Source organism: Herbaspirillum sp. C7C8, assembly GCF_022627875.1.
In the GTDB taxonomy this organism is placed as follows: domain Bacteria; phylum Pseudomonadota; class Gammaproteobacteria; order Burkholderiales; family Burkholderiaceae_D; genus Herbaspirillum.
Window position 1 is genome coordinate 63,239 of sequence record NZ_JABXGG010000010.1, and the last position, 18,766, is coordinate 82,004.

The following is an 18,766-nucleotide window of genomic DNA, read 5'->3' on the forward strand; positions in this document are numbered from 1 at the left end:
TGGAACCAATGTTCCGTTGCCGATTTTATGCGCGAAGCTTCACCTGCACAAGCGCAAATCGCCCTGTACCTTCGATCCTCTGCAAGTTACTTCACTTATTCGTATTTCCGCGCATCTTCAATGACCTTGCCGTCATTGGGCAGACTGCCCGGCGCCACCAGCAGCACTTCGCCTCTGAGCTTGGTCACCTCGCGCAGGCTGCCGGCCAGTGCAGAGACGTCGATGGCCGGATCTTCCGGGTCACCCACTTCGCAATGCAGGGTCATGACGTCATTGGCCATCTCGCCCGAGACCACCAGCCGCGCCCGCAAGACATCACCATGGCGGCGCAAGACGTCGGCCACCTGCGAAGGATGCACGAACATGCCACGCACCTTGGTCGTCTGGTCGGCCCGTCCCATCCAGCCCTTGATGCGGGTATTGGTACGCCCGCACGGAGACGCCCCCGGCACGACCGCCGAGAGATCGCCGGTACCGAAGCGGATGAGCGGATAGTCGGGATTGAAGGAAGTCACCACCACCTCGCCAACCTCGCCCTCAGCCACGGGGTCGCCCGTGCCGGGCCGCACGATTTCCAGGATCAGCGATTCATCCAGCACCATGCCGGGATGCACCCTGCCCTCACTCATGGTTTCGTAGGCGATGTTGCCGATGTCGGCCGAGGCATACAGCTGCAGCACCTGCGGCACGCCGTGTTCATGGAACCAGCTGCGCAGCGACGGCGGCAGCGCTTCGGCGCTGACCAGCGCGCGCCGCACGCTGGAGATATCCGCGCCCATCTCCTGTGCCTTCTCGATGATGATCTTGAGGAACGAGGGCGTGCCCACATAGGCATCGGGCTTCAAGGCCGCCATCGCATTGACCTGCAATTCGGTCTGTCCAATACCGGCCGGAATCACCGCACAGCCCAGCCTGGCCGCCGCGCCCTCGACCATGAAGGCAGCTGGCGTGAAGTGATAGGCAAAGCAATTTTGCAGAATATGCCCGGCCTGCAAGCCCAGCGCCTTCATCGGGCTGGCAAAGCGCCACCAGTCGGCGCCCTGGCCTTCCGGATCGAAGATCGGACCGGGCGAGACGAAGAGCCGCCGCAGTTGCCGCGCGGGCGTGGTATTCAAGCCGCCGAAGGGACTCTCACGCGTCTGCAATTGCTTCAGATCGGATTTGCGGGTCACCGGCAATTGCGCCAGGGCCGCGCGCGAGCCGATGGCCGCCGCATCCACCCCCGCAAGGATGCGCGCCCAGCCCGGCGCGCCCTGCGCCCGTGCCACCAGCTGCGGCAACGCACGCATCAACTGTTCTTCACGCTGTTGCGGATCACGCCGTTCCAGCGCGTCCAGCTCGGCCACACCCTGCCTGGGATCGGACATGATGCCCTCCCTCAGGCCAACCAGCGCTTGCGGCGCCGATAGAACTTCATGTCGCGGAAATTCTTGCGACCGCCTCCGGAGACGCCGAGATAGAACTCCTTGACGTCCTCGTTATCGGCCAGCTCGCTGGCCGCGCCTTCCATGACCACGCGGCCGTTTTCGAGGATGTAGCCGAAGTCGGCATAGCGCAGCGCCACCATGGTGTTCTGCTCGGCCAGCAGGAAGGAGACTTTCTCCTTGCTGTTCAGGTCCTTGACGATCTCGAAGATCTCCTCGACGATCTGCGGCGCCAGGCCCATCGAGGGTTCGTCCAGCAGGATCATCGAAGGCTTGGCCATCATGGCGCGCCCGATCGCGGTCATCTGCTGTTCGCCGCCCGAGGTATAGCCGGACTGCGATTTGCGGCGCACCTTCAGGCGCGGGAAATAGTCGTAAATCTTTTCCAGTTCGTGCTTCACTTCGGAGTGGCTGATGCCGCGCGTGTAGGCACCGGTCAGCAGGTTTTCTTCCACCGTCAGGTGGCCGAAGCAATGCCGTCCTTCCATCACCTGGATCACGCCGCGCCTGACCAGGTCATTGGGCGTCATGCGGTCCACCCGCTCGCCGCGAAACTCGATGCTGCCCTTGGTGACGTCGCCGCGTTCGGCGTGCAGCAGGTTGGAAATGGCCTTCAGGGTCGTGCTCTTGCCTGCGCCATTGGCGCCCAGCAGTGCCACGATCTTGCCTTCGGGCACGTCCAGCGAGACGCCCTTCAAGACCAGGATCACGTGGTCATAGATCACTTCGATGTTGTTGATGGCCAGCGCCTTGGCTACCGCTGCCGGGGCGGCAGAGGGAGCGGCACTGGTCTGGATCGGTGTGGCATTCATGGTCGTTCGCATTCCCAAAAAAGCACCGGCGGCCGTGGGAGACGTGCAAAACCGCCGGCGCAAGCGCCTACTTCATGCAGGCAGGAGTGATGCCTTTTTCTTTTGCGTATTTCGCAGCCGATGCCTTGAACAAGGGGTGGATCAGGTTCTTGTTGCCCTCGATCCAGTCCGACACCAGCACCCACTTGCTGCCATCCCATTGCTGGATCTTGATCTTGCCCGATCCCTCATGGTTCTCGCAGGAGGTCTTGATCTCCGGCAGCAGGCCGGTGGCGCCCAGAGCCTTCAGGCGGGCATCGGTGATGTTGAGGTTTTCAAAGCCCCAGCGCACCTGCTCGCCACTCATGACCTTTCCCTTGCCATATTTGTCCTGGGCCGTGCGCACCGCTTCCACGGTGGCAATGGCGGCCGAGACGCCACGGTTGTAGAGGATGGAACCGAGCTTGTTCTTGTCCTGCATGTTGCCGCGGCCCGCGCCATAGACCACCTTGTCGATATCGGCGATGACCGGCACATCCTTGCCGGCCACGTTCCAGGTGGCCGACAGGTAACCCTTGGCGGCCTCGCCGGCGGGGATGGTGTCTTCTTCCGAGCCGGCCCACCAGGAACCGATGATCTTGTCACGCGGATAGCCGACCTTCTGCGCCGCCTTCAGCGCCGTCTGGTTCATCACGCCCCAGCCCCAGAAGATCACGTAGTCCGGGTTTTCCTGGCGGATGCGCAGCCATTGCGCGCCCTGTTCATTGCCGGGGTGGGCCACCGGGATCTCCACCAGCTTGAACTTGCCGATGGAAGCCTCCGCCTGCAAGGCCACGATGGGTTCCTTGCCATAGGCCGAATCGTGATACAGGAACACGATCTTCTTGCCCGCCAGCGAACCATTGTTCTTGCCGGTCAGATACTTGACGATGGCCGAGACCTGCATCTGGTAGGTCGTCACCAGCGGGAAAGCATAGGGGAACACCGAACCATCCACCGCATCGGTACGGCCATAGCCGATCATCACCAGCGGCACCTTGTCCTCGGCGGTCTTGTCGATGAGCGCGTAGGAAATGCCGGTGGCCATGGGGTTGATGGCGGTGCCGTGGGTGACGGTATTCTTGTTCTTCATGCGCTCGTAGCACTCCACGCCCTTGGCGTTGTTGTACTCGGTCTCGCACTCTTCCCAGGACAGCTTGACACCGTTGATGCCGCCTTCCTTGAGGTTGACGTAGTTGAGGTAATCGACATAGCCGCCGTAATACGACTGGCCGTTGGTACCATACGGGCCGACCCGGTAGCTGGGGATGGCGATGAACTGGTCACTGCTCTGTGCCAGCGCCGGCACTGCTGCCGACAGCAGGCTGGCGGCGCAGGCGGTGGCTACCACCAGTTGCCGCAGATGCTTGATGCTCTTCATGGTCTCGTCTCCTTTATGTTGTCGTTGCCGACTTTTATCGGACGCCGGCATCCCGGCCTCCACCTACCTCGTTGCTGCTTGTGCGCCTAGTGCGGGAACGGCCACAGGCGCAGTTTTTCCTTGGCGATCTGCCACAGTCGTGCCAGCCCGTGCGGCTCGACGATCAGGAAGAAGATGATCAGGGCACCGAACATCATCATCTGGATGTGCGACACGGTGGCATTGGTGAAGGGCAGGTGCAACAGGGCTGCCAGCGGCGGCAGCGCGTTGTCCAGGAAGATCGGCAGCAGAAGGATGAAGGCCGACCCCAGGAAGGAACCGAGGATGCTGCCCACGCCGCCGATGATGATCATGAAGAGGATGCGGAAGGACAGGTCCAGCGAGAAGCCGTCCGGTTCCACCGAGCCCAGGTAGCAGAACGCATACAGGGCACCGGCCACGCCGCAGTAGAAGGAGCTCACTGCGAAGGCGGTCAGCTTGGTGCGCATCAAGGGGATGCCGATCACTTCGGCGGCCACGTCCATGTCGCGCACTGCCATCCAGGCGCGCCCGGTGGAGGAGCGCACCAGGTTCTTGGCCACCAGCGCCAGTACGCTCACCACGCCCAGCACGAAGAGATACTTGCGTACCGGGCTGTCGATGGCGATGCCGAAGAAATCGATCTTGGGGGTGCTGATCACGCCGGAAGAGGAATTGTTGGAGAACCAGGGAAACTTGGTCAGCGCCCACACCACGAAGAACTGCGCCGCCAGCGTGGCCACGGCCAGATAGAAACCCTTGATGCGCAGCGACGGCAGCCCGAACAGCACACCCACCAGCGCGGCACAGCCACCCGAGAGCAGCAGCGTGGCGACGATGGGAATGCCTTCCACCCGCAGTTGAAAATTGTAGGCCGCGTACGCCCCCACCGCCATGAAGGCCGCCGACCCCAACGAGAGCTGACCGGCGTAACCGGTCAGCACGTTCAGACCGAGTGCGGCCAGCGCAAACACCAGGAACGGCACCAGGATGGCCGAGAACCAGTATTCATTGCCCAACAGCGGCACGCCCACGAAGGCGAACACCATGAAGAGCGTAAAGAGGATGCGATCCTGGCGGATCGGGAAGATCTGACTGTCGGCGATGTAGCTTGTCTTGAATTGTCCGGCTTCACGGTACAGCATCATGTTCTCCTTGTTCCTGCATGGCACCTGTGGCGACATATCGCCAACATTGGAATCAGCGTTTTGTCATACACGGTCGATATGCCGCTCGCCGAACAATCCTTCCGGGCGCACCAGCAGGAACAGCAGCGCAAACACATACGGGAACCAGCCTTCGATACCACCGAAGTTGCCGCCGAAGGCGTCCTGCATGACCGGCGGGATGTAGATCTCGGCCAGCTTCTCGGAGGCGCCGATGATGAGGCCGCCGACAATGGCACCCGGGATCGACGTGAAGCCCCCCAGGATCAGCACCGGCAGCGCCTTCAAGGCCGTCATGGTCAGGGCGAACTGCACGCCATTGCGCGAACCCCACAGCAGACCTGCAATCAGGGCCACGAACCCGGCCACGCCCCACACCACGGCCCAGATGTGCTGCAGCGGGATGCCCAGAGACAGCGCCGCCTGGTGATCGTCGGCCACCGCACGCAGAGCGCGACCGACCTTGGTCTTCTGGAAGAACAGCGCCAGCGCCGCCACCAAGGCCACCACCATGCCGGAGGCGAAGAGGTCAAATTTGGAAATGCCGATCCCCATGCTGTCCATCACCGACTGGATCGGTTCATCGACGATGCCCAGATCGATGGGCCGCACCTCGCTGCCGAAGAGCAAGGGGCCCAGGCCCTCCAGGAAAAAAGTCAGACCGATGGTGGCCATGAACAAGGTGATCGGCGGCTGGTTCACCAGCTTGCGCAGCACGAAGCGTTCAGTCGCCAAGCCCACCAGGATCATGACCGCGAAGGCGCCGATGATGGCGGCCCACATCGGCATGCCCTTCTCCATCAGCCCCACCACCGCCAGCGCGGCGAAATACACCATCGCGCCCTGGGCAAAATTGAATACGCCGGATGCCTTGTAGATCAGCACGAAGCCCAGCGCCACCAGAGAATACATCAGCCCAGAGAGCAATCCGCTCAGGGTGACTTCGAGGAAGAATTGCATGTCGTCTCCTTGCCTGCCGTCTTTTTGTATTTATTGTTTATATTGTTTATATCGCTTCAAGATGAAGATAATCCAGGGCTTGCAGCGCTCAGTGCGAAGTCCCGAGGTATGCCTTGATCACGTCTTCATTGCACATCACTTCATCGGGCGTGCCATCACCGATCTTCTTGCCGTAATCCAGTACCACCACACGATCCGAGATATCCATGACCACGCCCATGTCGTGTTCGATGAGCACGATGGTGGTACCGAACTGGTCATTGACATCGAGGATGAAGCGGCACATGTCCTGTTTTTCTTCCACGTTCATGCCGGCCATGGGTTCGTCCAGCAGCAGCATGTGCGGCTCGGCCGCCAGTGCGCGCGCCAGTTCCACACGCTTTTGCAGGCCGTAAGGCAGGCGCCCCACGGGCGTCTTGCGGATGTGTTGAATTTCGAGGAAATCGATCACTTCTTCGACTTTGCGCCGATGTTCGATTTCCTCGTTGCGGGCCGCCCCCCACCACAGGGCGTTGGAGAGCAGGCCGGAACGCATCTTGGTGTTGCGGCCGGTCATGATGTTGTCCAGTACCGTCATGCCCTTGAAGAGCGCAATGTTCTGGAAGGTGCGGGCGATGCCCTGGCGCGCGATGCTGCTGGGGTGCATGCCCAGGCGGGGCTGGCCGCGATAGAGGATGCTGCCTTTCTGCGGATGGTAGACGCCGTTGATGACATTGATCATCGAACTCTTGCCGGCGCCATTGGGACCGATGATGGCGCGGATCTCATGCTCACGCACGTTGAAGGAAATATCGGTGAGCGCCTTGACGCCACCGAAGGACAGCGAGATGTTCTGCAGATCGAGGATCACCTCGCCGATGCGGCGGCCATTGGCGGCCACCTCCGGGGCTTGGTCATCGGGGCTGGCCACCGGCGGCAGGCCCGCAGGCAGGATTTCGGAACTCAGGTGTCGTTTCATGGTGGTGTTCATTCAGCGGTGGTCTGGTCGGGCTACGCTGCAAGCCGGATGCGATGACGCCTCCGGGACGGGACTGCGGGCGGCTCAGGCGGCGCTTTGCAGCGTCTGGTAGGTCCTGGCGTCGGCGATTCTGAGGTCGGCCGAGATCATGCCCTGGCGACCATCCTCGAACTTGACCTGGGTCTCAATGTACTGCGACGCATGGCCTGCGTAGAGCGCCTCGATGAGCACTGCGTACTTGTCGGCGATGAAGCCGCGCCGGACCTTGCGGGTACGGGTGAGCTCCTCGTCGTCGGGATCCAGTTCCTTGTGCAGGATCAGGAAGCGATGGATCTGCGAATCGGCCAGCAAGGGGTCCGCCACCAGGTCGGCATTGACCTTTTCCACGCACTCGCGCACCAGCTCGTAGACCGCCGGGTTGGCGGCCAGGTCGGTGTAGCCGCTGTAGGGCAGGTTGCGACGCTCGGCCCAGTTGCCCACGGCATCCATGTCGATGTTGATGAAGGCCATGCACTGCTGGCGACCGCTGCCGAAGGCCACCGCTTCCTTGATGAAGGGGAAGAACTTCAGCTTGTTCTCGATGTACTTGGGCGCGAACATGCTGCCGCTGGCCATCTTGCCGACATCCTTGGCGCGGTCGATGATCTTGAGGTGGCCGTCGCTGTCGAAGAAACCTGCATCTCCCGTATGGAAGTAGCCGTCCTGGTCGATGGCTTCGGCGGTGGCATCGGGCCGCTTGAAATATTCCTTCATCAGGCCCGGCGAGCGCACCAGCACTTCGCCATTGGCATCGATGCGCACTTCCACGCCCTTCATGGGACGACCCACGCTATCGAGCTTGACGTCACCGGAGGGCTGCATGCAGACCGTCACGCAGGTCTCGGTCATGCCGTAGAGTTGTTTGAGGTTGATGCCCAGCGAGCGATAGAAGTCGAACAGGTCCGGACCGATGGCCTCGCCGCCGGTATAGGCCACGCGCAGGCGCGACATGCCCAGCACGTTCTTGAGCGGCCCGTAGACCAGCAGGTTGCCGATGGCGTATTGCAGGCGGTCTGCCAGCGACACGCCAGGCTTGCCATCAAGGATGCGCATGCCGACCCGGCGCGCCACCTTCATGAAGCCATGGAACATCTTGCGTTTGATCCAGCCGGCATCCTCGATGCGGATCATCACTTGCGTGAGGATGTTTTCGTAGACGCGCGGCGGAGCAAAGTAATACGTCGGGCCGATCTCGCGCAGGTCGCTCATGACCGTGTTGGGCGACTCCGGGCAATTCAGGCAGAAGCCGGCCACGTGCTGCTGCGCGAAGGAATACAGGAAGTCTCCGACCCAGGCCAGCGGCAGATAGCAGAGGATGTCGTCGTTCTCGTCGAGATGATCGAATTCCACCAGCGTGGTGGCGGTGGTGATCATGGCCCGATGCGAGTGGCACACGCCCTTGGGCTTGCCGGTGGTGCCGGAGGTGTAGAGGATGATGGCCACGTCATCGGGCGAGCCCGCCGCCACCTCCTGCTCGAAGAATCCCGGATGCGCATGTTCGTAGGCACGACCCAGTTCCTGCACGCGGGCAAAGGACAGCAGCTCGGGCTGGTGGTAGTTGCGCATGCCGCGCTCGTCGTCATAGATGACGTGGGCAATGCGGGGCAGGTTTTCCTTGATCTCGAAGACCTTGTCGACCTGCTCCTGATCTTCGGCCATGACGAAGTCGACGTTGGCATCGGCCAGCACGTAGGCCATGTCAGCCGCAGGCGCATCCTGATACAGCGGCACCGGCATGCCACCCAGCGCCTGGGCCGCGCTCATGGCCCAGTACAGGCGCGGGCAGTTGTTGCCGATGATGGCCAGGCTCATGCCGCGCTTGAAACCCAATGCGGCCAGGCCACAGGCAAAGCTGCGCACCTCCTCGGCCACCTGGCGCCAGGTCGTGGTCTGCCAGATGCCCAGATCCTTCTCGCGGAAGGCCGCCCGTTCGGGGCGTCGTTGGGCATGTGCCTGCAACAGCCGCGGAAAGGTCGCGGCTTGCTTGTCTTGTCTCGTCTCCACCATTTCCCACCTTCTTGTGCAGGTTCGAAAGATCCGTTTCCTTCATGGGATTGCATGAGGATACGAATCCGGTGTCGGATCAGTCTGTGCTGCCAGGCTTACGCTGCTCTTACTGCCGCAGTCATGATGTCTGGCATGCCAGCCGTCCTGTCTCTTTGTTTGGCCAGACCTTTTGGTCAGGGCCTTTTTTGCGATGATAGTAGTTTGAGTGGTTGCCAGTGGATGTCATCTCACCGACAATTGACAAAACTTTCGATATTGCGACGCATCATCATGGAGACATCAATTCGACGCATGCTGTCCAAGAGCATCTGGGCGCAGGCGCTGACCGAAGAACAGCTGGCCCGGGTCGAGGCGGAGGTAGTCAGCCGCAAGATCCCGGCCGGCGGTTACGTCTGCCGCAAGGGCGATCCGGTGGCGCACTGGATCGGCGTACATGAAGGCTTGCTGAAGATGAGCAGTGTCTCGCCCGAGGGCAAGACCGTCTCTTTTGCGGGCATGGCCAACGGCGGCTGGCTGGGCGAGGGTTCGCTGCTCAAGGACGAACCGCGCAGGTATGACGTGGTGGCTCTGCGCGAGAGCGAACTGCTGTACATGCCCAAGGCCACCTACATCTGGCTGCTGGACAACAGCATCCCCTTCAACCGCTTCCTGGTCACGCAATTGAACGAGCGTCTGGCGCTGTTCATTTCGCTGGTGGAATACGACCGCATGCTGGAGCCGGATGCCCGCGTGGCACGCTGCCTGGCGGCGCTGTTCAATCCCTATCTGAATCCGGGCATCGGCCTGAATCTGCAAATCTCGCAGGAGGAAGTCGGCAACCTCTCCGGCACCTCGCGCCAGCGCGCCAACCAGGCTCTGCAAGTGCTGGAAAAGGCCGGCCTGCTGAAGGTCGACTATGGCAGCATCACCATCAATGACCTGGAAGGTCTGCGGCAATTTCCGGGGTGAAACGCATCCCCGGGCACGGCGCATGAAGACATGAAAAAAGCGCGGCCTGGCCGCGCTTTTTCGTGGGCGTATCGCGCCGCTCAGGGCGTGGTCGCCTCATCCCCGCGCGCCGGACGATTGCGGTTGCGCCAGTAAATGCCGGTATCTGCCACCGTCCCCATGAACTCCTTGGGGTCCGTGGATTTGACAACGTAACCATTGGCGCCCAGTTCATAGCTCTGGTTGATGTCGCGCTGGTCGTCCGAAGAAGAAAACATCACCACCGGAATGTGCGAGGTGGCGGCATTGGACTTGATGATCTTCAGGAAATCGTGCCCGCTCATCAGCGGCAGGTTCAGGTCCAGCAGGATCAGGTAGGGATGCAGGTCGCGGCGATTGGCGTATTCCCCCTGGAAGAAGAATTCCTCGGCCAGCTCCGCATCGGCAAACCAGGTCAGCTTGTCGGCCAGCTTGCGGCTACCCAGCGCCAGGCGTGTCAACTCCGCCACTTCCGGGCTGTCGTCGACGAGGATGATGTCATATTGCTCGATATCCATGGATGGATCGCTTTCTTCAATAAATGTCACGCTGGAACCGTTCTTGTCTGGATGACCACATCACAGTCATCCTGCATCGCGTTGCCGCCTGCCCCGCCCATCCCCGGAGGCAACGCCCGCCAGTCAAGGTGACTGCGGCAGCTGCCCTGCGGCTTCGTTCCAGCATCGGCGCTCTGCTTCACACCAGTACCGACGCCGATTCCCGTACTGTCAGGGGATTATTGCACAGGCATTTTCAAAAAAACTCAGATTTTTCCTGAATGTGAATATCTCTTCACCCAAGGCTTTTGTCACTTGTCCGGAGTGGCAATGCCGGTGCGGATGGCATAGCGCACCAGGCCGGGCACGTCGCGGATGTCCAGGCGCTCCATTAGCTGCGCCCGGTGGGTCTCGATGGTCTTGGCGCTGACGTTCAACTGGTAGGCGATCTCCTTGGTATTGTTGCCTTCGGCGATCAATTGCAGGATTTCGCGCTGGCGCGGGGTCAGCACTTCGACGGGCGTACCGTTTTGTGCAACACGCTTCATATAGTTGTCCAGCGCCTCGCGCGAGATGTGCGAATCCAGATACTGGCGACCGTGTTTTACTTCATACAGGGCTTTTTCCAGCTCGGTGGCGGCCGAATCCTTGAAGAGATAGCCGTTGGCCCCGGCATTCAAGGCCTGCATCACGTATTCCTCGCTGCCATACATGGACAGCATCAGGAAGCGGATGGTCGGGTACTCGCCCCGCAGGCGGCGCAGCGCTTCCAGGCCGTTCATGCCTTTCATGGCGATGTCCAGCAGCACCAGGTCGGGTTTCAATTGCGGGATCATCTCGATGACCTCGGCGCCATCGGAGGCCTCACCCACCACCTCCACGCCCGGCATGGCGGTGAGCAGGGCCTTGATGCCGCTGCGCACCAGGGCGTGGTCGTCGGCCAGCATGATTCGAGTAAGCATTTACATCCTCCTGACGATGGGGGCGACCGGCAGGTGCATGACGATTTCCGTCCCTGCGCCGGGCGCCGAAGTGATATCCATGGAGCCGCCTACCAGCACCGCCCGCTCTTCCATGTTGAGCAGGCCGAAACTGGTGCCGGAAATGGCGTTGCTGCGCGCACGCTCGATGTCGAAACCTTTGCCGTCATCGCGGATGCTGAGGTAGACCTGGTCGTGCTGGCGGTCGATCTTGACCCAGATGTTCTGGCACTTCGCATGGCGCAGGATGTTGGTGACCGCTTCCTGCACGATGCGAAAGGCGGTGTTCTCGATGTCGTGGTGCAATTCTCCGTCATGGCCGCTGCTCTCGAACCAGCCATGCACGTTGGCCAGCTTGGACTTCTGCTCCACGTAGGAGCGCAGGGCCGCGATCAGTCCCAGGTTGTCCAGCTGCGGCGGGCGCAGGTCCAGCGACAGGCTGCGCACCTGGGCCAGCACGGCGGTGACGATGTCGATGCCGTTCTGCAGCGAGGGGCCTTCCAGAGAACCGGTCTTCTTGATGGTTTCCAGGTTGATCTTCAGGGCGGTGAGCGACTGGCCGACGTCATCATGCAGGCCGCGCGCCAGGTGCTGGCGTTCGCGCTCCTGCACCTCGATCACGCGCGAGGACAGCAGTTGCTGGCGCTGGATCGCCAGCTCCAGCTCGCGGCGCGACTGCTCGCGCTCGGTAACGTCGATGGCCAGACCGGCCACCATGTCACCCTTGCCTTCGCCGCTGATCGGGAAGCGCACCACATCGAGGATGCGGGCGTTGTGGTTATGGTCGAACACGGTTTCCTGGGTGTGCAGCTCGCACTTTTCTTCGAGCACCTTGCGGTCGTATTCGCGCGAGGCTTCGGCACCGCCCGTGGTCATCAGCTCGGCGTCGGTCATGCCATCCATGTCATGCGGGGTCATGCCGTAGAAGGCCGATTGCGCCGGGTTGACGTAGCTGTAGCGCAGCTGCGCATCCTTGATCCAGGTCGGCATGGGGGCCGCGTTCATGAAGGCATTGAAGCGCGCCTGCATCTCGCGCAGGGCCTGGGCGCTGGCGCGCTGCTTGCGCCGCGCCTGGGCGTCGCGCAGCTCGCGGTCGACCGCATGGGGCAGGCGGGCGATGGCGCTTTTCAAGAAGTAGTCCTGGGCGCCGGCTTTCATCACTTCCACCGCCGTCTGTTCGCCGATCACGCCGGAGACGATGATGAAGGGCGTCTGGTCGTTGTGGGCCTTGACCAGCTTCAAGGCTTCCACGCCCGAGAACATGGGCATGGAATAATCCGAGATGACGATGTCCCAGCGCTGTGCCTGCAGCGCCGCCAACAGGGCCTGTTCGTCGTCGACCCGTTCCCAGGCCGGATCGAAGCCGCCGCGCTTCAACTCGCGCACCATCAGCACGGCGTCTTCTTCCATGTCTTCGACGAACAGTACGCGCAGGGGAATGCTCATGGGACCTGTCTCTCAATCTGGCTCACGGAGTTGACCTCCTCAATTTTCGTCGGAAGAGCGACGCGACTCGCCCAGGCTGGGGACCACCCCCTTGCGCGGCAGCGCAAAGTAGAAGCTGGCACCTTCCCTGGGCTTGCTCTCGGCCCATACCCGACCGGTGTGGCGCACCACGATGCGCTGCACCAGCGCCAGGCCGATGCCGGTGCCGGCATATTCCTCCTGGCGGTGCAGGCGCTGGAAGGTGCCAAAGAGCTTGTGGGCATAGCGCATGTCAAAGCCGACGCCGTTGTCGTGCACACCGTAGACGTATTCTTCGGCATCGGCCTGCATGGTCACGCGCACGCGCGGCTGTTCGCTGCGGCTGCTGAACTTCACGGCGTTGGCAAGCAGGTTTTCCCATACCTGGGCAATCAGGCCGCGATTGGCCACGGCGCCTTCCAGATGCGCCACCTCGAAGATCACGCCGGGGTTTTCCTGCTGCAGACCGGCCACCACCTGGCCCACCAGTTCCTCCATCGAGAAGCGCTGCAAGGTCAGTTCACCGGTGGTGGACTTGGCCAGCTTGAGCAGGTCATTGATCAGCGCATCCATCTTGCGCACGTTGCGCCGGATCACCTGCAATTGCTCGCGGCCCTTCTCGTCGATGGCATGGGCGTAATCCTCTTCCAGGATCATGGCATAACCGGAGATGGCGCGCAGGGGCGCGCGCAAGTCGTGCGAGACCGAATAGGAAAAGCTCTCCAGTTCCTTGTTCACGTTGTGCAGATGCTGGGCCTGGCGTTCCAGGTCGGCATTGAGGGCCTCGATCTCTTCCTCGGCGCGCTTGCGCTCGGAGATGTCATAGATGACGGTGCGGCTGATGAGCTTGCTGTTGTCGCGACTGGGGATGGCCGTGGCGTTCACCAATGCAGTGAATTCACTGCCATCGGCACGCCGGAAATTGAGGTCGATGCCGCTGATCTCGCGCTTGAGCAGGAACTGCGGATGCAGCTCCTGGGCATAACGCCGGGCGCTGGCCGGGGTCAGCAGGTCGGCCTGGGTCATGCGGCCGACCACCTGTTCGCGCGTATAGCCCAGCCATTTGAGTTCGGTATCGTTGATCTTGATGATGACCTTGTCGCTCTCGTCCACCGAGTGATAGCCGCAGGGCGCATTGTTGTAGAGGTCCTCGATCTCGTCCGAATAGGCCTGGGCGCGCTGCTGGGCTTCCACCCGCCGCGTCATTTCCTTGCGCAGCTTGCGATAGACCAGCAGCAGCAGCGCCATGCTCAGCAGGCTGCCGCTGATGACCATGAAGATGGTCAGATTCGCGCTCATCGCGGTGTCACGCGCGCGCGTGGCCAGCAGCGCGTTCTCGTTGCCCTTCATCTGCTCGAAGCCCTGGCGGATATGATCGCTCAGCGCCTTGCCCTCAAGCACGCGGATGCGCCCCTGCTCGGGGCTCAATGCCATCAACTGGCGCGACAACTGCAGACGCTGCTGCACCAGCTCTTCGGTCTGCCGCAGCAGGCGCGTCTGCTGCGGGTTGTCACTCAGCAGCTCACGCAACTCCTGCAGCAATACGGTGATCTGGCGTTGGCCGGTATCGAAGCCGTCGCGATATTCTTCCCGGCCCGACAGCGCGAATCCGCGCGAATTGCTGACCACGTCGCGTACGGTGGAATTGGTTTGTTCCAGCTTGTTGATCACCTGGTGGCTATGCTGCAGCCAGACGGCGTGCTGCTCGAAATCGCGCACGCTGTGGTAGGAAAATGCAGCTACCCCCAGCGACAGCAACAGGGCCAGCAGGAAGAAAATGCCGGTGCTGGCGCGCGCCAGTCCGCTTTGTCTAGTTATCGGCATGGTTCACGTTTCATTGGTCTGCCAGTCACGCTTCCGGCTTGACAGCCGGTTACCCGACCACCGGCCCGAAAGCGGCGTGCATGAAGCAAGGCTGCACGGCTTTTCACACATCTGCATTGACGGGAACCGCGCATGCCAAGGCCGCCTGATGCGACCTCGGCATTCCCCCCCCGGCTGCCCGCCCCCCTGTCTGCGCCAGGGCTTGAATGGGGCTGCCGAAGTCTCTCCTTGCTGCCTGTCCCGATATCGGCGTGATGGCAATCCGATATCAACTGTTTTCTTTCTGTCAGCAAATGGAACCAAATTCTTCGAATTCATGGAAAACGCTGTTGCGGGGATGCAGCAGGAGAAGCGCATCCTGCATCGGCATCCGGCATTTTCCGATTGTTTATTCGAATTAATTCTATAATAGATTCCGATGTTTACCTGTTTTTTCAGGGTCTCTTCCTGAGCTTTGACGGCGCGTCTTCTGATGAAAAATTCCCATTCCCTGTTACTGGCGGCCGGCCTGCTGTGCTGCGCCAACCTGGATGCGCTGGCTGTCTCTTCCACTGGCAACCTCGACATTTCGGCCGTCGTGCCCTCGCAATGCGTGGTGCAGAGCGCCGCCCTCCCCTTCGGCACCTATGCGGCCAGCGCGCTGCAGCAGAACGCGCAGATCGGCGTGGCCTGCTCCAACGGCACCAGCTATACCGTCAGCCTGGATGCCGGGACCGGCAGCGGTGCCAATGTGGCCACGCGCAAGCTGAGCACGACCGATGGCGTCAATACGCTCAACTATGGGCTGTACCAGGACGCCGCACGCACCCGTTCCTGGGGCAACAGCAACGGCAGCGATACCGTGGCTGGCGTGGGCAATGGCAGCACCCAGAACATCCCGGTCTATGGCTACATCCCGGGCGGGCAAACCGCTCGTGCCGGCAGCTACAGTGACGTCGTGGCCATTACTCTGTCCTACTGACCCTGAGGGCGGGCGCGCAGCGCCCGGCACCGACATGCCTTGGCGCACTCTCTTGCCGGAGAGTGCGCCATTTTTCTTGGGCAAGTGCTCTGCGCCGGCGCCTGACGGTTACTGTTGAGCAAATATTTTCTTGATTATTGATCACATTGTGTGGCTCACTTGCAACTTTCTTCACACTTGTTGTCCTGTTTCGTTTTAATCTAGCAAAAAACTGACAACGATCTGACAACCAGAGTGGAGATGTCCTGGCGTGACGAGTTCAGCATCCATAGGGGGGCGGCTGGTGCGTACGACTGCGCTGGCCTGCCTGACACTGGCGGGGGGATGGCCGATGGCCCAGGCCTCCAATTTCGAAATTGCCCCGGTGGTGCTGGAGCTCTCGTCCTCGCGTACGGCTGGCGTGATCAAGATCGTCAACAACGACAGTCACAACGTTTCGCTGCAACTGCGCGCCTACGACTGGCAGCAGGCCGACAGCAAGGATGAGCTGCAGCCCACGCAAAACCTGATCATCAGTCCACCGGTGTTCAACCTGGCGCCGGGTGCTTCACAGGTGATCCGGGTGGTGGCCAAACAGCCTGCCGCGCCCAGCGAGATCGCCTATCGTCTGCTGATCGATGAAATCCCCTCGGCGACCGAGGGTGCCACCATCAATTTCAAGTTCCGCATTTCCATGCCGGTGTTCATCGCACCGGTGACGCCGCCCAAGGCCCAGTTGCAATACCAGCTGCGCGCCGGCAAGCCCTTGCGCTTGCAGGTCGAGAACAGCGGCAACCGGCGCGCGCGCCTGCTGGACCTGGCGCTGACGCTGCCCAATGGCAAGAAGCTGAGTGCCCCGGCCGGCGGCAATCCCTATACCCTGGCCGGCATCACCCGGCAATACCTGATCGAAAACGACACCCCGCTTGCCGTGGGCAGCCGAGTCAAGCTGACTGCCAGCAGCGATGGCGGGCCGATTGAGGCCGAACTCACCGTGGTGCCTTGATTCGCGCGGCACGCTGTTTGCTCTGCCTCACTCTGGTCTTGCTCATGGCCATGGTGGCGCTGGCACGGGCAGCCGAGCCGGGGGACGAGATCCTCTTGCTGGAGGTCTCCATCAATGGCCGGGGCACCAGCCTGGTGGCGCAGTTCACGCGACGCCAGCAGGCGCTCTATGCCACGGCGGCGGAGTTGCGCAGCCTCAGGCTGCGGGTCGATGGCGCCGATGAAGAGCTCATCGCCCTGCGCGCCATTGCCACGGCGGTCGACCTCGACGAGGCCGGCGCCAGGATCAATCTGACGGTTCCAGCCCGTTTCATGAATACCACCGACATCGACGCCGCCAGCATCACCAGCAAGGTCCCCCTGTCACCGGGCGGGCGCGGGCTGGTGCTGAACTACGACCTGCTGGCCTCCAGCAGCCAGAACCAGCATGCACTGGGCGGGCTGTTCGATGCCCGCTGGTTCTCCGGCAGCAGTGTCTTCAGTTCCACCGGCCTGGGCTATGCCGGCAACAGCGGCGGCGTATCGGCGCGGCTGGAGTCGACCTATACCTATTCGGAACCGGCCACGCTCACGCGCTATCGCCTGGGCGACGTCATCAATGGCAGTCTTGCGTGGAGCCGCTCGGTGCGCCTGGGCGGCTTCCAGTACGCTTCGGATTTCAACCTGCGGCCGGACCTGGTGCGCTTCCCGACGCCATCGCTGGGCGGCGAGACGGTGGTGCCCTCCACCGTCGACCTGTTCGTCAACGGCGTACGCCAGCTCTCGCAGCCAGTCCCCCCCGGCCCCTTCGAGATCCGCCAGCCGCCCATTGCCAGCGGCGCCGGGCAGATCGCCGTGGCCGTCACCGATGAGCTGGGGCGCCAGACCTTCCGTACCATCAACTTCTACGCCACCGACCGGCTGTTGAAACCGGGCCTGTCCTCCTATTCGGCCGAGGGTGGCTGGGTGCGCCGCAACTACGGCCTGCGCAGCAACGACTACGGCCAGTTTGCGCTCTCCGGCACGGCACGCCATGGCATGAGCGACTGGCTCACGCTGGAAGGCCATGCCGAAGCCATGCGCCAGCTCAGGCTGGCCGGTGGCGGCGCCGTCTTCAACCTGAGCAACCGGGCGGTGCTGGCCGGTTCGCTGGCGGCCAGCAGCAGCCAGGCCAGTTCGGGCCAGCAGGTGTCGCTGGCCATCGAGCGCAACGCCGATCCGGTAAGCCTGTCACTGTCGCGCACCCAGTCCACCCGCGGCTACCAGGATATCGGTGCACTGCAGGGCGCCCCGGTCGCGCGCAGCGCCACGCTGGCCACGCTGGGCCTGAACCTGCGTGACTACGGCTCACTGAGCCTGGCCTATGCGCGCAGCAAGAGTCCGCTGCTCTTCACGGACCTCGGCACCAGCAGCCTGGCCGACAGCGAGACTGTCACCCTGACCTGGTTCAAGTCCGTGGGCAGCAGTAGCAACCTCTATCTGACGGCGTACCGGGACTTCCGCAACAGCGGCTATGGCGCCACCATCGGCCTGATCATCCCCTTCGGCGGACGGGATGTGGCCGGTGGCAGCCTGAGCAACAACAATGGCCAGCGTACCAGCACGCTGCAGGCGAGCCGTTCGACGGTGGCCATCGGCGACCTCGGCTGGCAACTGCAGGATACCGAGGGCAGCTATCGCCAGCGCATCGGCCAGCTCAACTACAAGAGTCGTTATGGCAGCCTGAGCGCGGCAGCCTCGCAATCGGCCCGGGTATCCAGTGAGCGTCTGGGTGCGCGCGGTGCTCTGGCCTTCATGGACGGCAGCGCCTTTGCCACTGACTGGATCGACGACAGCTTTGCCGTCGTCAATACCAGCGGCGTCAAGAACGTGGGCATCTACAACGAAAACCGCTACGTCGGCCGTACCGACGACAAGGGGCAATTGCTGCTCACCGACCTGCGTGCCTATGACGTCAACAAGATTTCGGTGGACGTGCTGGACCTGCCGCTGACGCTGCAACTGGACCAGTCCGAACAATACGTGCGGCCGCGTGACCGCGCGGGTGTGGTGCTGCATTTCAATGCCCGGCGCGCCTCCGATGTGACCCTTATCCTCAAGGATGCAAAGGGTGAATTCATTCCCCTGGGATCGTCCATCCGCGTGCGCGAAAGCGGCCTGCAGGCACCGGTCGGTTACGACGGCGTGAGCTATCTACAGGAGCTCGGGCCGGTCAACACGCTGGACGTGCTGTTGCCCTCGGGCGCGCGCTGCCAGGCCACGCTGACGCCACCGGCGCGCAGTGACGGCGGCATGCGCAATGAAGTCGTGATCTGCCGTTGAAGGGCG

The 18,766-nt window shown here is 62.2% G+C and carries 15 protein-coding genes; 4 read left to right on the forward strand and 11 right to left on the reverse strand.

Annotation, left to right across the window (positions count from 1 at the left end; translation table 11 throughout):
- Positions 1 to 95: 95 nt before the first annotated feature.
- The 7 genes from HWE01_RS13290 to HWE01_RS13320 form a co-directional block, all read right to left on the reverse strand.
- Positions 96 to 1,367, reverse strand: a complete 1,272-nt coding sequence (locus HWE01_RS13290; RefSeq protein WP_008329381.1) for a phenylacetate--CoA ligase family protein — start codon at positions 1,365 to 1,367, stop codon at positions 96 to 98.
- An 11-nt stretch (positions 1,368 to 1,378) separates the two neighbouring features.
- Complete coding sequence (locus HWE01_RS13295; protein ID WP_008329383.1) at positions 1,379 to 2,236, reverse strand: ABC transporter ATP-binding protein; 858 nt, start codon at positions 2,234 to 2,236, stop codon at positions 1,379 to 1,381.
- A gap of 67 nt (positions 2,237 to 2,303) precedes the next feature.
- Positions 2,304 to 3,635 carry an ABC transporter substrate-binding protein gene (locus HWE01_RS13300; protein WP_008329385.1) on the reverse strand — a complete coding sequence of 444 codons (1,332 nt, stop codon included), beginning with the start codon at positions 3,633 to 3,635 and terminating at the stop codon, positions 2,304 to 2,306.
- An 86-nt stretch (positions 3,636 to 3,721) separates the two neighbouring features.
- Positions 3,722 to 4,798: a branched-chain amino acid ABC transporter permease gene (locus HWE01_RS13305; RefSeq protein ID WP_175343571.1), complete on the reverse strand. Its 1,077-nt coding sequence runs from the start codon at positions 4,796 to 4,798 to the stop codon at positions 3,722 to 3,724.
- 66 nt (positions 4,799 to 4,864) lie between these two features.
- Positions 4,865 to 5,779, reverse strand: coding sequence for a branched-chain amino acid ABC transporter permease (locus HWE01_RS13310; RefSeq protein ID WP_008329390.1), 915 nt, complete (start codon positions 5,777 to 5,779; stop codon positions 4,865 to 4,867).
- Between the two features lie 88 nt (positions 5,780 to 5,867).
- Positions 5,868 to 6,749, reverse strand: coding sequence for an ABC transporter ATP-binding protein (locus tag HWE01_RS13315; RefSeq protein WP_241822057.1), 882 nt, complete (start codon positions 6,747 to 6,749; stop codon positions 5,868 to 5,870).
- A 72-nt stretch (positions 6,750 to 6,821) separates the two neighbouring features.
- On the reverse strand, positions 6,822 to 8,783 hold the full coding sequence (locus tag HWE01_RS13320) for an AMP-dependent synthetase/ligase (protein ID WP_175343436.1): 1,962 nt from the start codon (positions 8,781 to 8,783) through the stop codon (positions 6,822 to 6,824).
- Between the two features lie 291 nt (positions 8,784 to 9,074).
- On the opposite strand from HWE01_RS13320, the gene HWE01_RS13325 reads away from it, so the two are divergent.
- On the forward strand, positions 9,075 to 9,731 hold the full coding sequence (locus tag HWE01_RS13325; protein WP_241822058.1) for a Crp/Fnr family transcriptional regulator: 657 nt from the start codon (positions 9,075 to 9,077) through the stop codon (positions 9,729 to 9,731).
- An 80-nt stretch (positions 9,732 to 9,811) separates the two neighbouring features.
- On the opposite strand, the gene HWE01_RS13330 is transcribed toward HWE01_RS13325, so the two are convergent.
- From HWE01_RS13330 to HWE01_RS13345, 4 genes are all read right to left on the reverse strand, one after another.
- Positions 9,812 to 10,267 (reverse strand): response regulator, encoded by a 456-nt coding sequence (locus tag HWE01_RS13330; RefSeq protein ID WP_034350402.1) that lies wholly within the window; start codon positions 10,265 to 10,267, stop codon positions 9,812 to 9,814.
- Positions 10,268 to 10,557: 290 nt separating this feature from the next.
- Positions 10,558 to 11,208 carry a response regulator gene (locus HWE01_RS13335; RefSeq protein WP_008329401.1) on the reverse strand — a complete coding sequence of 217 codons (651 nt, stop codon included), beginning with the start codon at positions 11,206 to 11,208 and terminating at the stop codon, positions 10,558 to 10,560.
- Positions 11,209 to 12,672, reverse strand: coding sequence for a hybrid sensor histidine kinase/response regulator (locus tag HWE01_RS13340; protein ID WP_241822059.1), 1,464 nt, complete (start codon positions 12,670 to 12,672; stop codon positions 11,209 to 11,211). It abuts the gene before it with no gap.
- Between the two features lie 39 nt (positions 12,673 to 12,711).
- Positions 12,712 to 14,514 (reverse strand): sensor histidine kinase, encoded by a 1,803-nt coding sequence (locus tag HWE01_RS13345; RefSeq protein WP_008329403.1) that lies wholly within the window; start codon positions 14,512 to 14,514, stop codon positions 12,712 to 12,714.
- Positions 14,515 to 14,986: 472 nt separating this feature from the next.
- On the opposite strand from HWE01_RS13345, the gene HWE01_RS13350 reads away from it, so the two are divergent.
- From HWE01_RS13350 to HWE01_RS13360, 3 genes are all read left to right on the forward strand, one after another.
- Positions 14,987 to 15,475, forward strand: coding sequence for a Csu type fimbrial protein (locus HWE01_RS13350; protein ID WP_008329404.1), 489 nt, complete (start codon positions 14,987 to 14,989; stop codon positions 15,473 to 15,475).
- A gap of 250 nt (positions 15,476 to 15,725) precedes the next feature.
- A complete protein-coding gene (locus tag HWE01_RS13355) occupies positions 15,726 to 16,460 on the forward strand; it encodes a fimbrial biogenesis chaperone (RefSeq protein WP_237713548.1) in 735 nt (244 codons plus the stop codon).
- A gap of 17 nt (positions 16,461 to 16,477) precedes the next feature.
- On the forward strand, positions 16,478 to 18,760 hold the full coding sequence (locus tag HWE01_RS13360) for a fimbria/pilus outer membrane usher protein (RefSeq protein ID WP_241822060.1): 2,283 nt from the start codon (positions 16,478 to 16,480) through the stop codon (positions 18,758 to 18,760).
- The last annotated feature ends 6 nt before the right edge of the window (positions 18,761 to 18,766 follow it).

What these genes read in the sequence shown, in the direction of transcription:
- HWE01_RS13335 (WP_008329401.1), bottom strand. Translation starts at nt 11,208, where the DNA reads ATGCTTACTCGAATCATGCTGGCCGACGACCACGCCCTGGTGCGCAGC.
- HWE01_RS13345 (WP_008329403.1), bottom strand. Translation starts at nt 14,514, where the DNA reads ATGCCGATAACTAGACAAAGCGGACTGGCGCGCGCCAGCACCGGCATT.
- HWE01_RS13315 (WP_241822057.1), bottom strand. Translation starts at nt 6,749, where the DNA reads ATGAACACCACCATGAAACGACACCTGAGTTCCGAAATCCTGCCTGCG.
- HWE01_RS13330 (WP_034350402.1), bottom strand. Translation starts at nt 10,267, where the DNA reads ATGGATATCGAGCAATATGACATCATCCTCGTCGACGACAGCCCGGAA.
- HWE01_RS13305 (WP_175343571.1), bottom strand. Translation starts at nt 4,798, where the DNA reads ATGCTGTACCGTGAAGCCGGACAATTCAAGACAAGCTACATCGCCGAC.
- HWE01_RS13290 (WP_008329381.1), bottom strand. Translation starts at nt 1,367, where the DNA reads ATGTCCGATCCCAGGCAGGGTGTGGCCGAGCTGGACGCGCTGGAACGG.
- HWE01_RS13295 (WP_008329383.1), bottom strand. Translation starts at nt 2,236, where the DNA reads ATGAATGCCACACCGATCCAGACCAGTGCCGCTCCCTCTGCCGCCCCG.
- HWE01_RS13325 (WP_241822058.1), top strand. Translation starts at nt 9,075, where the DNA reads ATGCTGTCCAAGAGCATCTGGGCGCAGGCGCTGACCGAAGAACAGCTG.
- HWE01_RS13300 (WP_008329385.1), bottom strand. Translation starts at nt 3,635, where the DNA reads ATGAAGAGCATCAAGCATCTGCGGCAACTGGTGGTAGCCACCGCCTGC.
- HWE01_RS13320 (WP_175343436.1), bottom strand. Translation starts at nt 8,783, where the DNA reads ATGGTGGAGACGAGACAAGACAAGCAAGCCGCGACCTTTCCGCGGCTG.
- HWE01_RS13340 (WP_241822059.1), bottom strand. Translation starts at nt 12,672, where the DNA reads ATGAGCATTCCCCTGCGCGTACTGTTCGTCGAAGACATGGAAGAAGAC.
- HWE01_RS13350 (WP_008329404.1), top strand. Translation starts at nt 14,987, where the DNA reads ATGAAAAATTCCCATTCCCTGTTACTGGCGGCCGGCCTGCTGTGCTGC.
- HWE01_RS13310 (WP_008329390.1), bottom strand. Translation starts at nt 5,779, where the DNA reads ATGCAATTCTTCCTCGAAGTCACCCTGAGCGGATTGCTCTCTGGGCTG.